Below are 14,453 nucleotides of genomic sequence, written 5' to 3' on the forward strand. Positions count from 1 at the left end.
AAATTAATTAAAGCGCGAACAACTCCGCTGGCAGTTGCATAAGGCAATCGCTACCCGCCTCTATAGCCGCCCGATGAGCGGCAGTGCGTGGCAACAGACGCTTGAAGTAAAACTCGCTGGTCGCCAGTTTGCCCCGGCAGAAATCGCCATCGTCGCTTCCAGCATCGAGTTGCGCCTGAGCCACCAGCGCCATGCGCAACCACAGGTAGCCGAGGATGATGTAACCGCTGTACATCAGGTAATCCACCGACGCGGCACCGACTTCGTCAGGGTTCTTCATCGCCGCCATGCCGACCCTGGTGGTCAATTCACCCCACTGCTGGTTCAGTTGATTGAGCTGCGCCACGTACCCGGCCAGTTGTGGGTGCTCGGCGTTCGCCGCGCAGAACTTGTGGACGATTTTGGTGAAACCGCGCAGCAGCTTGCCCTGGCTGCCGAGTACCTTACGCCCGAGCAAGTCCAGCGCCTGAATGCCGTTGGTGCCCTCATAGATCGGCGCGATCCGGCAGTCGCGTACCAGTTGCTCCATACCCCATTCGCGAATGAACCCGTGGCCGCCAAACACCTGCATGCCGTGGTTGGTCACCTCCAGCCCGGTGTCGGTCATGAAGGCTTTGCAGATCGGTGTGAGGAACGCCAGCAGGTCTTCGGCATCCTGACGCGCCGTTTCGTCCGCGCTCAGGTGTGCAACGTCGAGCAACTGCGCGGTGAAGTAGGTCAGCGCGCGGTTGCCCTCGTTGAAGGCTTTCATGGTCAGCAACATCCGCCGCACATCAGGGTGCACGATGATCGGGTCGGCGGCTTTTTCCGGGGCTTTCGGGCCGGTCAGCGCGCGCATCTGCAAACGGTCGTTGGCGTATTTGATCGCGCCCTGGAAGCTCGCCTCCCCCAGACACAGCCCTTGCATGCCAGTGCCCAGCCGCGCGTGGTTCATCATGGTGAACATGCAGTTGAGGCCCTTGTTCGGCTCACCGATCAGGAAGCCCTTGGCCTCGTCGAAATTCAGCACGCAGGTAGCCGAGGCCTTGATGCCCATCTTGTGTTCGATCGAGCCGCAGGACACACCGTTGCGCTCGCCCGCTTCGCCCGACGCATCAGGCAGGAACTTGGGCACGATGAACAGCGAAATGCCTTTGGTCCCGGCCGGCGCGTCCGGCAACTTGGCCAGCACCAGGTGAATGATGTTGGCGCTCATGTCGTGCTCGCCGGCGGAGATGAATATCTTGCTGCCGGAGATCGCATAGCTGCCATCAGCCGCAGGCACGGCGCGAGTCTTGATGATGCCCAGGTCGGTGCCGCAATGGGCTTCGGTCAGGCACATGGTGCCGGTCCATTGGCCAGCGGTAAGCTTCTTCAAATAGGTCTGCTTCTGCGCCTCGGTGCCATGGGCGTGGATCGCCGACATGGCTCCGTGGGTCAGGCCGGGGTACATGCCCCATGAGGTGTTGCTGGAACCCACCATCTCGCTGATCACCAGGCCCAGAGAGATCGGCAACCCTTGACCGCCGTAAAGCGGATCCGCCGCCAGGCCATGCCAGCCGCCCTCGACATATTGGGCGAATGCCTGCTTGAAGCCCGCCGGCGTGGTGACCACGCCGTTGTCGAAATGGCAGCCTTCTTCATCGCCGCTGCGATTGAGCGGCGACAGCACGTTTTCGCAGAACTTCGCCCCTTCTTCGAGGATCGCATTGACCATGTCCGGGCTGGCATCGGTGGCTCCCAGCGTGGCGTAGTTACTGTGAAAGTCGAAGACGTGGTCGATCAGAAAGCGCATGTCGCGCAAGGGAGCTTTGTACTCGGGCATGGTCATTCTCCGTCGGCAGATTTCTCCAACCTACTGCTGCCGACCACGCCTCACAATCACTTTGCGCTCGCTGAATGCGCCATCATCACTCAACCGTAGCGGCGTCCATGCGCACGGCGCCACGGCGGTTCTGCCCGAACGCCATCACGCAGTTGCGCCCCGCGCCCTTGGCGTTGTAGAGCGCCTGGTCAGCGGACTTGAGCACCTCTTCCGGGGCGCGTTGATCGATCCGCTCGGCAACGCCGATACTGACCGTCACCGACACACTCGATGCCCCGGAACCGGCACGCCGCTGGCGCCCCTGATGATCGTCCTGCGGGCGATTTTCCTGATTGCGCAGTTGAATGTTGTAAGTGGCGATGGACTCGCGGAGGACTTCCAGGTGCGGCAGGCACTCTTCGAGGGTCTTGCCTGCAAACACCAGGGCAAATTCCTCGCCGCCATAGCGATACGCCTTACCGCCACCGCCGATTTTCGACAGCTTGCTGGCCACCAGCCGTAGCACTTGGTCACCGACGTCGTGGCCGTGGGTGTCGTTGAATTTCTTGAAGTGGTCGACGTCGCTCATGGCCAACACGTAGTTGCGCCCCAACCGGTGCATGCGTTCATTCAGCGCACGACGGCCCGGCAGTCCGGTCAGTTCGTCGCGGAAGGCCATTTGATAGGCTTCGTGGGCAACGGCAGCGGCGATCATCAGCATCACCTGGCTGCACATGATGTTCAGCGTGAACGGCAGGATGAAGGTTTTCGGCAACATCCAGAACAACCCGAGTAGCCCCACCAATTGCGCGGCATGCAGCGGTCGCGGGTTGCGCCAGTATTGCCAGGCCAGCAGCAGGAACGCAGCAATGAACACCGGATAGGACAACTGGATCAGGCTCATCCAGGCGCCATGCAAGGCAGGCCAGCGAATCTCCGACAGCCAGATCAGCAGCGCGTGCGGATAGCTTTGCTCAAGCCCCAGCGTCACGCTGCCCACCGCCAGCAATACTGCGAAACGCGCCACCATGTCCTGGAACAGATGGGTACGCTCCTGCCACGCCGCGAAGATGCCAAACAGCAGCGGCAGCAGCAGGCAACACAAATGAAAGACCACGGCGGCATCGTCACGCACCTTGCCGTTGTCGCGGTAATAGTCAGTCTGGGTGTCGAGCAGGAAGTAGGCGATGTACACCGTGACCATCAGAAACAGTTCACGCTGGCGTCGGTACACCGCGCAATAGGCACCACCGAGCAACAGCACCAGGGTGGGCAGCACGTTGAACAACGAGGTGAAGAAGACGTTCAGATCCTTGATGTATGCAGCCGCAAGCCCCGCCAGCAACAGCAGTAATGACGGCAGGAAATGGCTGAAACGCATAGCGGAAGAACGCAGCAAGGGTAAAGCTCCGACCCGTCAGATCAATAGATGGCAATGTGCCCACCCCCTTTAACGGCAGAAAACCCGATTTGCTGAGTGAAATACTGAGGTATTTGTAAAAGGTCGTCACTGGCGTCCATCGGCCGCCAGTGACGCAAGGGGCAATACGGTTACAGGTCGTTGTTGAACGGTTGCAGCGGCCCTTCCAGCGCTGTGCGACCTTCAGCACCGATCGGTCTGAGCTCGATTTCGGCATCCTTCGCTTGCCGGGTAGTAATCTTCGGACTCGCCGGTTTTTGCCCGACGGAATTTTCATCACCCTTTTCACCCTGTGCCAGCACCAGCGACGGATGGTCAAACGGCGCCCGTTCCCACGCGACCCGTGGATCGGTCAGCCCGACTTCCATGAACTTGACCAGTGCATCCACTTCATCCGGGGCCAGGCTCAGACGGGTGATGTCCGGATCAAGATTGGAGCCGTTGTGCTGATTGACCGCCGGATGCTCAAAGCCGCTGGTGTTGCTGGCATCTTCGCCACGCCGGTCGCCGCCGCGGTTGTAGAACTCCATCACCTGTTGCAGCGTTGCGCGACTGCCGTTGTGGAAATACGGCCCGGTCAACGCGATATTGCGCAAGGTCGGTGTCTTGAAGGCGCCATCGACCGCATCGCGGAAACCGACATTGGGCTTGAGCGTCGCGTCACAAGGGATGGCGGGGCTCAAAGGCGCTTCGAAGGTGCACACATCGACTTCCAGTGGGTCAGGGATCTGGCCGCCCTGGAGTACGGTGTTGTACTCACGGGTGAAAGACAACGGATTGCCCCACGCATCCGAGCCACCGAGCGCCAGGTCCTCCGACGTTGGACGCACCCCGGTGTTGTAGAAGCCGTTGTCATACAGCGTGATCAGGTTGTCGGCCATGACCATGCGTTCGATCCGTTCCTGAGGATGGAACAGCAAACGGCTGCCGGCGTTGGTCAATTCCGCGCCGCCGTGGCAACTGATGCACTTACCCTTGCCCAGGAAAAGTTCCATGCCTTGGACCTGCTGGTTATTCATGGCTGTGTGATCGCCCTGTAAATAGGCATCCAGCGGCGCCTGGTCCGAGATCAGCGTGGATTCATACATCTGGATCGCCAGCCCGAAGAACAGCGGGAAGTTCGCCTCCATCTGGGTGTATGGCGCACCGCCCAGCGAGACCTGCTGCGTGGCATTCCACAGGCGCGGCTGGAACGCGTTCTTGATCAGTTCACGGTAGGTCGGCCGATGACCACCGGATATCGGCCCGAGTACCGAATCGGTGGACGAGATCCGTTGCTGCTTGAGCATCAAGGTGTCGAGCATGCGCCGGCCGATGTCGGCGAAGGTACGCCCGCCGCAGGACATTTCCACCGGGCTGCCGGGCGGCCCTACCGCTTGCGAGGCGGCGGAAGCATCCTTGAGCGCCAGCCTGACTTTGGTCGCCACGCCACTGCGATCGCTGGTCACGAAAATCCCGGCGTCAGGGTCGCGATTGCCGAACGGTGAGAAACCGTTGAATACGTTGTTGGCCCGGCCATCCCAGAAGTTGCGCACGTTGAACGCAGCGTTGATCACCGTCGGTGCGTTACGCCCGGTGCTACGGCGAACATTGATACCGCCCACCTGGAAGATACCGTCCGGTTGCTGAATGCACTTGTCGAACCGCGACTGATTGGGCTTGACGAAGTTGGCGTCGAACACGCCTTGGGAGCCGATCACATCATCGCTTGAATAGACAATCGCCGAGTTGCGATCCAGCGGATCGGCCAGCACGTGGGTCGGGAAGTCGCTTTTCTTCAGCAGGTAGTTCGGGCCGCCCTTGCCACCGGACCTGGTGGTGTAGCTCGGCACGTCGCCCGGAATATCCGACGCGGTAAACGGCTTGTTGAAGATCGACGAGACGTTCGCGTTGGTATTCGCCTGGCCCGGGTTGATCTGGTTGGTGGTGCGATGATCGACACCCGCGTGGAAGTGGCAGGATGCGCAAGCGGTGGAGCCGTCACTGCCGATCTCCATGTCCCAGAACAGTGCCTTGCCCAGGAGCACTGCCGCCGAGCGATTGAGCACGTAGTCGGTCATCAGGTCGACCTTGCGCCCGCCTTCGGTTCCTGAAGGGTCGGGTGGAGTCATGCCGCGCAGCGACTGCAGGCTGGGCACGTCCGGAACGACCGGCACTTCCGGTACGGCCGGAACGACCTCGACCGGGTCGGCGGCCCAAACGTTCATGACGGGCAGGCCAATGGCGAAGAGTGTCATCACCATTGCACGGGGCAAGCCGGTGGTTCGAAAGAGGCTCAAATACTTAAACATGACGACGTTCCCGATTCAGTACGGAGTAGTCAGGCTCCGCGGTTGCCCTGTTGCGAGATGAGCTCATCGCCATGAATCTTGCTGCTCGCTCGAGTAACCACACCAACTTGAAGTTGCATGGACAAAGCGAGACTTAACTGGCAAAGCACTCTCGTGGCTCAGGCCTTTTGAAAAAATGACATTTCGCGCTACTGGATAGCGCTTGATGCAACTCTAGCCGCAACAAAAAAATTAAACATGAAACTTTCTATATTTTTATTTAATCCAAATCAAGAAAACCTACCAATAACAACAGCAACTGCGCACTATTCCTCAGTTCTGGTTAAACTTCACCCCATTATTGGGTGCCATTCCCCAATCAGCCCGCACCAAGCGATCAGCGACGACCTCTAAAAGCCAGAATTTAAAGGGCATCAGGCAACCAGACTGCGTTTTTTTTGAAGCTGGCAGAGTATTTGCTGGTCCAAACACCGCGGTGTAAGCAGCACTTTAAAAAAACACCTGTAGACCCGCATCGCCAGCCAATAAAAACATCCATCAGACATATAAAATCCATTCGTGCGCAAGTTGCACTGCGTTAGCTATTGTTTTTTCATTTATACCTCCCATACACGACTATTTTCTCTCCACCCTCTTCCCCCCTTTGCACACCTGCGACTTTAGTAGTATTTAACAGACAATACTTCTCAACTACCACTAAAGGAGACACACTTACTAGAGCCTTTAATAACACTCAAACTTGGGCATATATCCCCACCCACTTCGGTGTTAACCACATAACATATAACTATATGTATATCACCAACATCAGCGCAGCCCGCATTTTTGCTGGCTAACAAGGCAACTGAACCAATCAGGCACGACTACTGCTATGTACCCCTCAGGCTCAAGGAAATGTCTCTCGCGTTTGCGTTCGTAACCGGCCAACGCAACGCAGGTGAAAGCATCCGAACGGCAAGTGACGACCGTACACAGGCACTTATCCCTCCGGATCGAGCCCCAATTCGACACTCACGGCTTTGCGTTTTTCTTGCGCAGGATTCAGCGCATCAGCAGATCCGCGATCTCGATCGGCCGGCAATTGGTCCTGCAAGATTCTGGAGTGAGCCATGAGCTTATCTTTGTTCGAAAAAACGCTCGCCATACCGCTGCTGCCTCACAAGCGATTCAACGGCATCTTCAGTCGCCATGCTCTGCTCGCCAGTGCCGTCGCTGTCGCACTGGCCATTGGTGGTGGTGGAGATGCATTTGCCAAAAACGGAGCTGGCGGTGGCGGCGGTGGCGGCGGCGGTGGCGGGACTGCCAAGCCCCCGGGTTTGCCCTCGCCGTTCACGACACCCACACTGCCCGATCCGATTTTTACAAACCCGACTGCGATTCATGGGTTTGACGTTACCGGTTTTATCCAAAACATGACCCTGGACACCACCAATGCGAATTGCCCCAATACCAGCGACCCGGGCCGCTTTGGGGGGACCGTCCAGTTGAACGGCGTCACGATTGTTGTCCCTTGCAACACCGTTATGCAGATGCCGGCCAATACCCTGACCTGGGCCGACTTCGTCAGGGGTGGAACCCTGGCGCTCGGAAAATCACCGGCAGCCTACCCCTCGTTCGAGATCCATGTGGTGGGTAATACTGTCTCCAACAAGCAAATTGCCGGGCTGATCTTTGTCTCCCAGCAATCAGTCAATGCGGGCAGCGGTGTCATCACCCGGATCGACTACACCAACGGCAACCTCGAAGTTGACAGCGGGAACCCGACGCAACCCACGATCATTCAGATCAACGATCCGACTGGACGTTTTGGCCGTGCCCAAAGCCCCGACCCACGCTTCTCCGTCGATGATGCCAACCCGACCATCCATGCTGCCACCGGCTACCCGATGTGCGTGCCGCGCACGATTTCCGGGGACGATGCGCTCTGCCCACAGAAAAACCGACCACAAGTGGTCACCCCGACCACGACCAACAACTGCCGCAACTTCAGCCAGGCCGGCGTCACGCCTCCGGCCAGTGGAGAGCTCTCGGGTCCAGCGGTGGGGCAGGTCTATTGCAGCCAGTACGTCATGAAGAGATTCAGCGATGCTACACGCACGGCGACAGACCCCGACCCGACACAACAGGCCCCCTTCGAAGTCGGCGACTTCATCAGCTGGTCCGGTACTCTGTTCAAGTCAGCAACAACGGGCCTCCCGGACTTCATCTCTGCACACACGATCGAGGCGAATGTCGGGATCTACACTCAGCCTGGTTCGCAGCCCAGCTACCTGGCTATCGGGGAATTTGGCATTGGTACGGCCGACCCGGCCGCAACGGCCATCAGCGGAGTAGCCCAGGAGACGCAGGACCGGATTTTCCTTGAAGCCTCGACCACCGACATCAAGACCCCGGTCGACATCTATCTGATAGATGTCAATCCATCGACGGGTGTGCAAACCAATCGCTGGATTACACCCTATGAGATGACGGGTGAATGCAACTCTGGGCTGGGCCTTGCGGCCAGTTGCCTGGGAGCCTCGGGCGGTATTACCACACAGAACACGGGCCCTCAGCCACAACGCGCCAGATTACGCGCGACCAAAGCGCCCACCGGGCTACTTAGCCAGCCGACACGTACCTTGCGCGTCGTTGCGCGGTCACTTTGCGTTCCACAGCTAAGCTTGTCCCAGCCAGGCGTGGACAGTTGCATCCAGAACGCGGGCAGGCTGACCGTCGCCAATGGACTGATTGCCGGACAGTATGTGGCGCCGGTGTTCGAGTTCATCTTTCCGGAAGGCGTCAAGCCTGGCGATCCCGTCGTCCCGAACGACTTCTGGCACCTGCCGTTCATACGTAACGGAGAAGGCGTGGGCACCCCGACTGGCGTCGGCCCTCTGGACCCTACGCCATGGTGAGCAAGGCCTGACCACAGCGCAAAAAAAACCGCCGCTCCCGGAGGAAGCGGCGGTTTTTTTTGAAGGACTGCGTTAAGGCTTATTAGTAGCCCAGGTCGAAGTTCTCTTCTTTCATGTCCATCAGGTTGTTGGCGCCCGACAGCATGGTTGCGACGTGAGTGCGGGTACGCGGCAGGATGCGCTGGAAGTAGAAGCGCGCTGTCTGCAGCTTGGCGGTGTAGAACGCCTCTTCGGAAGTGCCGGCAGCCAGTTTCTCGGCAGCCAGGCGCGCCATGTCAGCCCAGAAGTAGGCCAGGCAGGCGTAACCGGAGTACATCAGGTAGTCCACGGAGGCCGCGCCGACTTCTTCGCGATCTTTCATGGCGGCCATGCCGACCTTCATGGTCAGTTCGCCCCATTCCTTGTTCAGTGCAGCCAGCGGAGCGACGAACTCTTGAACCGCTTCGTTGCCTTCGTTGGTCTGGCAGAACTTGTGGACGATCTTGGTGAAGCCCTTCAGAGCCTCGCCTTGGGTCATCAGCACTTTTCGGCCCAGCAGGTCGAGAGCCTGGATACCAGTGGTGCCTTCGTACAGCATCGAGATGCGGCTGTCGCGGACGTTCTGCTCCATGCCCCACTCGGCGATGAAGCCGTGGCCGCCGTAGATCTGCACGCCGTGGTTGGCCGATTCGAAACCGACTTCGGTCATGAAGGCTTTGGCGATTGGCGTCATGAAAGCCAGCAGTGCGTCGGCTTTCTTCTTCTCTTCCTCGTCCACACCGTACTTGACGATGTCGACTTGCTTGGCGGTGAAGTAAACCATCGCACGGTTGCCTTCGGCGAATGCCTTCATGGTCAACAGCATGCGGCGCACGTCAGGGTGGACGATGATCGGGTCAGCGGCTTTGTCCGGTGCTTTCGGGCCAGTCAGCGAGCGCATTTGCAGACGGTCGCGAGCGTATTTCAGGCCGCCCTGGAAACCCACTTCAGCGTGGGCCAGACCTTGCAGTGCGGTACCCAGACGTGCGGTGTTCATGAAGGTGAACATGCAGTTCAGGCCTTTGTTCGCCGGGCCGATCAGAAAACCGGTGGCACCGTCGAAGTTCATCACGCAGGTGGCGTTGCCGTGAATGCCCATCTTGTGTTCCAGGGAACCGCAAGACACAGCATTACGCGCGCCAACCGAGCCATCAGCGTTCGGCATGAACTTCGGCACGATAAACAGGGAGATGCCTTTGGTCCCGGCCGGTGCATCCGGCAGGCGGGCCAGTACGATGTGGACGATGTTATCGGCCATGTCGTGTTCACCGGCTGAGATGAAGATCTTGGTGCCGGAGACTTTGTAGGAACCGTCGGCCTGAGGCTCGGCCTTGGTGCGCAGCATGCCAAGGTCGGTGCCGCAGTGCGGCTCGGTCAGGCACATGGTGCCGGTCCACTCGCCGGAAACCAGCTTGGTCAGGTAAGCCTCTTGCTGCTCAGGGGTACCGTGCTCGGAGATGGTGTTCATCGCACCGTGCGACAGGCCTGGGTACATGCCCCACGACCAGTTGGACTCGCCAACCATTTCGCTGATCGCCAGACCCAGGGACTCCGGCAGGCCTTGGCCGCCGTGCTCTACGTCATGAGCCAGGCTCGGCCAGCCACCTTCGACGAATTGCTTGTAGGCTTCCTTGAAGCCAGTCGGGGTCTTGACGCCGGACTCGCTCCAGGTGCAACCCTCGATGTCGCCCACACGGTTCAGCGGAGCCAGTACCTGCTCACAAAACTTGGCGCCTTCCTCGAGAATGGCGTCAACCATGTCCGGAGTTGCGTCGGCACAAGCCGGAAGGCTCTGATAGTGCGCTTCGTAGCCGAGCAGCTCGTCACGAACGAAGCGAATATCACGCAAGGGGGCCTTGTAGTCAGGCATAGCGATAAACCTCTGCTGATGTAACCGGGAATGAACGACCGCATTGATTTGTTGTTGCGATCAAACAGTTGTTTGAAACATACGTTTACGCCCAAATCTTGTCAAGCGTCGATCTTTTGCCGTTCGTCATCGCAGGTTTGGACACACAGGCACACGACAACGCAGCCGCGCTTTCGAAGCAGCCCGCCACACTGAAAAGATTAGTTGAGCAAGAAAGACTTACGCAGAAAAACGCCGCGAACAGGCGCGGCGCTGGAGGGTGCGGACTCTTTAAAGAATCAAGCGTAGGTATCGATCAACGTCCCGAGCACTTCGTCGGCTGCCTTGGCGACTTTCACGCCCAGCTCTGCCTGAATCTTGCCTTGGGCCATTTCGACCACGTTGCTGCTCAGGTCCGATTGCTGGCTGCGATCAACCGATCGCAGACGATCGACCTGCGCCTCGGAGGACTGGCTGGTGACCGATCGCTCGATCGTCATGTTGGCGATCTGCCCGGCGGCTTGATCGACACGGTTCTGCCCTGCCTGAAGGGTGCTCCAACCTGCATAAAAAGCGGTGTTTCCTGAGATTTCCATGGGAAAACTCGTCCTTTCAAAGGATCAACAGCGGCCATTGAAGCAGAGTGGCCGGCAAAACACCCGACAAAAACACTAATGGCACAGTGCCTTATCATAGGCAAAAGCCGCATTGCAAAAACGTCAGTCCAACAGGTCCAGTTGCAAGTGCTCGGCCACTGCTTCGGCCGTGACGGCCTTGAGTTTAGGTACACGTCCCAGGCACGGTGCCGGGAGGCGCTCGGCAAGGGTGGCCAGGTTTTCTTCCAGCCGCGAGGTTTTCGGGTCGATGATGTTGGCCACCCATCCCGCCAGTTGCAAACCGTCCCGGGCAATCGCTTCGGCGGTCAGCAAGGCATGGCTGATACACCCCAGTCGCACGCCGACCACCAGAATCACCGGCAACTGCAACGCGATGGCGAGATCCGACAGATTGTCCTGATCCGCCAACGGCACGCGCCAGCCGCCAGCGCCTTCGATCAGGGTGAAGTCCGCCTGCATGCCCAGAATCTGCCGCATCGGCGCCAGCAACGACTGCACCGTCAGCGCCACGCCCGCCTCTCGAGCCGCCAGATGCGGTGCAATCGCAGGTTCAAAGGCCACCGGGTTGACCTGTGCATACGTCAGCGGCAGCGAACACTCCGCCAGCAAGGCCAGCGCATCGGCGTTGCGCAGGCCCTTGGGTGTCACATCGCAACCGGACGCGACCGGTTTGCCCGCCGCCGTGCTCAAACCCGCCGAACGCGCCGCATGCAGCAGCCCCGCAGCGACCGTGGTTTTACCGACATCGGTATCCGTGCCGGCGATGAAATAGGCTGCGCTCATAAGGGTTTCTCCAATACGGCGTACACCACTTGATAAGTCGCCGGCAGTCCCTGGGACTGACGAAACTGCTCATAAGCCTCAATCAGACCCAAAATCCGCGCCCGGCCGGTCAAGCCACCCGGTCGACCGGGATTGAGGTTGTGCGCGCCCAGCGCCTTGAGCTCATGGGTCAGGCTGCGCACATCCGGGTAATGCAGCACGTGCGGTTCATTTTGCAGACTGACGACATGTAACCCACTGGCTGCACACAGCTGTTGATACACACCAAACTCCCGGAAGCGATTGACGTGCACCATACCGTCGACCTGCCGCCAGCTGTCGCGCAATTCAAACAATGTCCCTGCACACAGACTAGCAAACGCGAAAATGCCACCCGGTTTCAGCACCCGAAAGGCTTCACCGAGCACCGAGGCGAAGTCCGCGCACCACTGCACCGCCAGGCTGGAGAAGATCAGGTCGCAGGTCGAATCCTGCAGTGGCAATCGCTCGGCATCGCCGGCCACGAAGTGCGTGGCACCGCCCAATGGCCGGGCGTGGTCGAGCATGCCTTCGGCAATGTCCAGCGCCACACCGTGACTGCCCGCAAATTGCTCATCCAGCGCACGACTGAAATGCCCGGTGCCACAGCCCAGATCCAGCCAACGCTGCGGTACGAAGCCCTGCGGCAGGCGCCTGAGCAATTGGCTACCGACATCACGTTGCAATTCGGCCACGCTGTCGTAGCTTGTCGCCGCACGGGAGAAAGAGGCTGCTACCTGGCGCTTGTCAGGCAAGCCGCCGGGCAGTTTGGGAAGAGATAAATCAGTCATCGCCGGACTCATGCAAAAAGGCCTGGATCGCCCCCGCTACCCCGTGGGGATCCTCCAGAAGAAACGCGTGACCGGCCTGTTCAATCAGACCGACTTCGACATCCGGCAGCAATGCCAACAACTCGCCCGCCGCTTCCACCGGCACCAACCCGTCGAGGCCGGCGAACAAATGCAGTTGCGGACCGCGGAACGATTGCAAAGCCTGTCGTGTATCCAGTTGCGCGAGCACTTGCAGACCACTGAGCAGCACCGGCGCGACGGTGTTCGGTGCGCCACCGAGCAACAACCGCGACAATCCGCGCGGGTCTTCGGCGCCTTGGGCGCAGAGCAATGAAAAGCGTTTCAATGTCGCACGAGGATCGGCTGCACATCCCGCCAGAAACGCATCGAAGGTTTCCCCGGACATGGCGCTTGACCATTGTTCATGAGCGACAAAAGAAACATTGCTGGCCAGGGTGAAAACACCACAACAGCGATCGCCACGCCGGGCCGCCAACTCGCAAGCGAGCATGCCGCCCAACGACCAACCGCCAAGCCAGGCATCTTGCGGCAAGGTCGAGTCAAGCTCATCGAGCCACTCTTCAAGATCGCTCGACTCCAGCTCCGGCAATGGCTCGATCTCGACGCGCAGATGTTCATCCAGACCTCGCAAGGCCGCCGCCAAAGGCTCCAGCGGTGAAACGCCAAGGCCCCAGCCGGGCAGCAGAATCAGACGATCACGCATGGCTTGGCTCCGGCTTCAGTTGTTGAAAACAATCGGCCAGTCCGTTTAACAATAGCTGTACCTGGGCCTCACTGTGGGCAGCCGTCAGCGTGACCCGCAGTCGGGCGCTGCCGGCGGGTACGGTCGGCGGGCGAATTGCGGTCACCATCAACCCGCGTTCGCGCAGCATTTGCGAAAGGCGCACCGCGCGCCCGGCGTCGCCGATCATGATCGGCTGGATCGGCGTGAAGCTGTCCATGAGTTCCAGGCCAATCTGTTCGGCGCCGTGGCGGAACTGGCGGATCAGCGCCTGCAAATGCTCGCGGCGCCAGTGTTCACTGCGCAGCAGTTCCAGGCTTTTCAACGTGGCGCAAGCCAGCGCAGGTGGCTGGCTGGTGGTGTAGATGTAGGGCCGGGCGAACTGGATCAGGCTTTCGATCAGCTCTTCGCTGCCAGCCACAAAGGCACCCGCCGTACCGAACGCTTTGCCGAGGGTGCCGACCAGCACCGGAACGTCATCCTGGCTCAAACCGAAATGTTCGACGATGCCGCCACCGTTGGCGCCCAGCGGTCCAAAACCATGGGCATCGTCGACCATCAACCAGGCGCCTTTGGCTTTGGCCTCTCGGGCAAGCGCTGGCAAGTCGGCGATATCGCCGTCCATGCTGAACACGCCGTCGGTGACCACCAGTGTATTGCCGGTGGCTTTTTCCAGGCGCTTGGCCAGGCTCACCGGGTCGTTGTGCAGATAACGATTGAACCGCGCGCCGGACAGCAGCCCCGCGTCGAGCAGCGACGCATGATTGAGCCGGTCTTCGAGCACCGTATCGCCCTGCCCCACCAGCGCCGTGACCGCGCCGAGGTTGGCCATGTAGCCGGTGGTGAACAGCAACGCGCGAGGGCGACCGGTCAAGTCGGCCAATGCTTCTTCCAGGGCATGGTGCGGGGCGCTATGGCCGATGACCAGATGTGACGCCCCTCCGCCCACACCCCACTTCAAAGCGCCGGCGCGCCAGGCTTCGATCACTTGCGGGTGATTGGCCAGGCCCAGGTAGTCGTTGCTACAGAACGCCAGCAACGGCTGGCCATCGACCACCACTTGCGGCCCCTGCGGGCTTTCGAGCAGCGGACGCTGGCGATAGAGGTTTTCGGCACGACGGGCAGCAAGGCGTGCGGCGAGATCGAAAGACATGCAGGCCTCGGGTCAGATCATAAAAATCGAAGTAAATACGATCCCTGTGGGAGCGGGCTTGCCCGCGATGAGGCCTTAACATTCAACATTC

The 14,453-nt window shown here is 59.7% G+C and carries 10 protein-coding genes; 1 reads left to right on the forward strand and 9 read right to left on the reverse strand.

What is annotated here, in order from left to right; genetic code table 11:
- Positions 1–7: 7 nt before the first annotated feature.
- The 3 genes from AC1DXW_RS04280 to AC1DXW_RS04290 all read right to left on the reverse strand — a co-directional run bounded on the left by AC1DXW_RS04280 (position 8) and on the right by AC1DXW_RS04290 (position 5,494).
- Positions 8–1,804 carry an acyl-CoA dehydrogenase C-terminal domain-containing protein gene (locus tag AC1DXW_RS04280; protein ID WP_477759787.1) on the reverse strand — a complete coding sequence of 599 codons (1,797 nt, stop codon included), beginning with the start codon at positions 1,802–1,804 and terminating at the stop codon, positions 8–10.
- 85 nt (positions 1,805–1,889) lie between these two features.
- Positions 1,890–3,164, reverse strand: coding sequence for a GGDEF domain-containing protein (locus AC1DXW_RS04285; RefSeq protein ID WP_477753041.1), 1,275 nt, complete (start codon positions 3,162–3,164; stop codon positions 1,890–1,892).
- 170 nt (positions 3,165–3,334) lie between these two features.
- The gene (locus tag AC1DXW_RS04290) at positions 3,335–5,494 is read right to left on the reverse strand and encodes a cytochrome-c peroxidase (protein WP_477759788.1); all 2,160 of its coding nucleotides are present in this window, start codon (positions 5,492–5,494) and stop codon (positions 3,335–3,337) included.
- 1,109 nt (positions 5,495–6,603) lie between these two features.
- On the opposite strand from AC1DXW_RS04290, the gene AC1DXW_RS04295 reads away from it, so the two are divergent.
- The gene (locus tag AC1DXW_RS04295) at positions 6,604–8,391 is read left to right on the forward strand and encodes a hypothetical protein (RefSeq protein WP_477753015.1); all 1,788 of its coding nucleotides are present in this window, start codon (positions 6,604–6,606) and stop codon (positions 8,389–8,391) included.
- 82 nt (positions 8,392–8,473) lie between these two features.
- On the opposite strand, the gene AC1DXW_RS04300 is transcribed toward AC1DXW_RS04295, so the two are convergent.
- From AC1DXW_RS04300 to bioF, 6 genes are all read right to left on the reverse strand, one after another.
- Entirely contained in the window at positions 8,474–10,279 is a 1,806-nt protein-coding gene (locus AC1DXW_RS04300) for a phenylacyl-CoA dehydrogenase (protein ID WP_008051571.1), read from the reverse strand.
- A 278-nt stretch (positions 10,280–10,557) separates the two neighbouring features.
- Positions 10,558–10,854: a pyrroloquinoline quinone biosynthesis protein PqqE gene (locus AC1DXW_RS04305; RefSeq protein ID WP_477753016.1), complete on the reverse strand. Its 297-nt coding sequence runs from the start codon at positions 10,852–10,854 to the stop codon at positions 10,558–10,560.
- A 123-nt stretch (positions 10,855–10,977) separates the two neighbouring features.
- On the reverse strand, positions 10,978–11,658 hold the full coding sequence (gene bioD / locus AC1DXW_RS04310) for a dethiobiotin synthase (RefSeq protein WP_007982063.1): 681 nt from the start codon (positions 11,656–11,658) through the stop codon (positions 10,978–10,980).
- Positions 11,655–12,467 (reverse strand): malonyl-ACP O-methyltransferase BioC, encoded by an 813-nt coding sequence (bioC, locus tag AC1DXW_RS04315; RefSeq protein ID WP_477753017.1) that lies wholly within the window; start codon positions 12,465–12,467, stop codon positions 11,655–11,657. The genes bioD and bioC overlap by 4 nt, the downstream gene beginning before the upstream one ends.
- Positions 12,460–13,191, reverse strand: a complete 732-nt coding sequence (locus AC1DXW_RS04320; RefSeq protein ID WP_477753018.1) for an alpha/beta fold hydrolase — start codon at positions 13,189–13,191, stop codon at positions 12,460–12,462. Before AC1DXW_RS04320 ends, bioC begins: the two co-directional genes overlap by 8 nt.
- Positions 13,184–14,362: an 8-amino-7-oxononanoate synthase gene (bioF, locus tag AC1DXW_RS04325; RefSeq protein ID WP_477753019.1), complete on the reverse strand. Its 1,179-nt coding sequence runs from the start codon at positions 14,360–14,362 to the stop codon at positions 13,184–13,186. Before bioF ends, AC1DXW_RS04320 begins: the two co-directional genes overlap by 8 nt.
- Positions 14,363–14,453 lie beyond the last annotated feature (91 nt).

It is taken from the genome of Pseudomonas sp. P4_C4 (assembly GCF_056402055.1).

What these genes read in the sequence shown, in the direction of transcription:
- bioF (WP_477753019.1), bottom strand. Translation starts at nt 14,362, where the DNA reads ATGTCTTTCGATCTCGCCGCACGCCTTGCTGCCCGTCGTGCCGAAAAC.
- AC1DXW_RS04320 (WP_477753018.1), bottom strand. Translation starts at nt 13,191, where the DNA reads ATGCGTGATCGTCTGATTCTGCTGCCCGGCTGGGGCCTTGGCGTTTCA.
- AC1DXW_RS04305 (WP_477753016.1), bottom strand. Translation starts at nt 10,854, where the DNA reads ATGGAAATCTCAGGAAACACCGCTTTTTATGCAGGTTGGAGCACCCTT.
- AC1DXW_RS04280 (WP_477759787.1), bottom strand. Translation starts at nt 1,804, where the DNA reads ATGCCCGAGTACAAAGCTCCCTTGCGCGACATGCGCTTTCTGATCGAC.
- AC1DXW_RS04300 (WP_008051571.1), bottom strand. Translation starts at nt 10,279, where the DNA reads ATGCCTGACTACAAGGCCCCCTTGCGTGATATTCGCTTCGTTCGTGAC.
- AC1DXW_RS04295 (WP_477753015.1), top strand. Translation starts at nt 6,604, where the DNA reads ATGAGCTTATCTTTGTTCGAAAAAACGCTCGCCATACCGCTGCTGCCT.
- AC1DXW_RS04285 (WP_477753041.1), bottom strand. Translation starts at nt 3,164, where the DNA reads ATGCGTTTCAGCCATTTCCTGCCGTCATTACTGCTGTTGCTGGCGGGG.
- AC1DXW_RS04290 (WP_477759788.1), bottom strand. Translation starts at nt 5,494, where the DNA reads ATGTTTAAGTATTTGAGCCTCTTTCGAACCACCGGCTTGCCCCGTGCA.
- bioC (WP_477753017.1), bottom strand. Translation starts at nt 12,467, where the DNA reads ATGACTGATTTATCTCTTCCCAAACTGCCCGGCGGCTTGCCTGACAAG.
- bioD (WP_007982063.1), bottom strand. Translation starts at nt 11,658, where the DNA reads ATGAGCGCAGCCTATTTCATCGCCGGCACGGATACCGATGTCGGTAAA.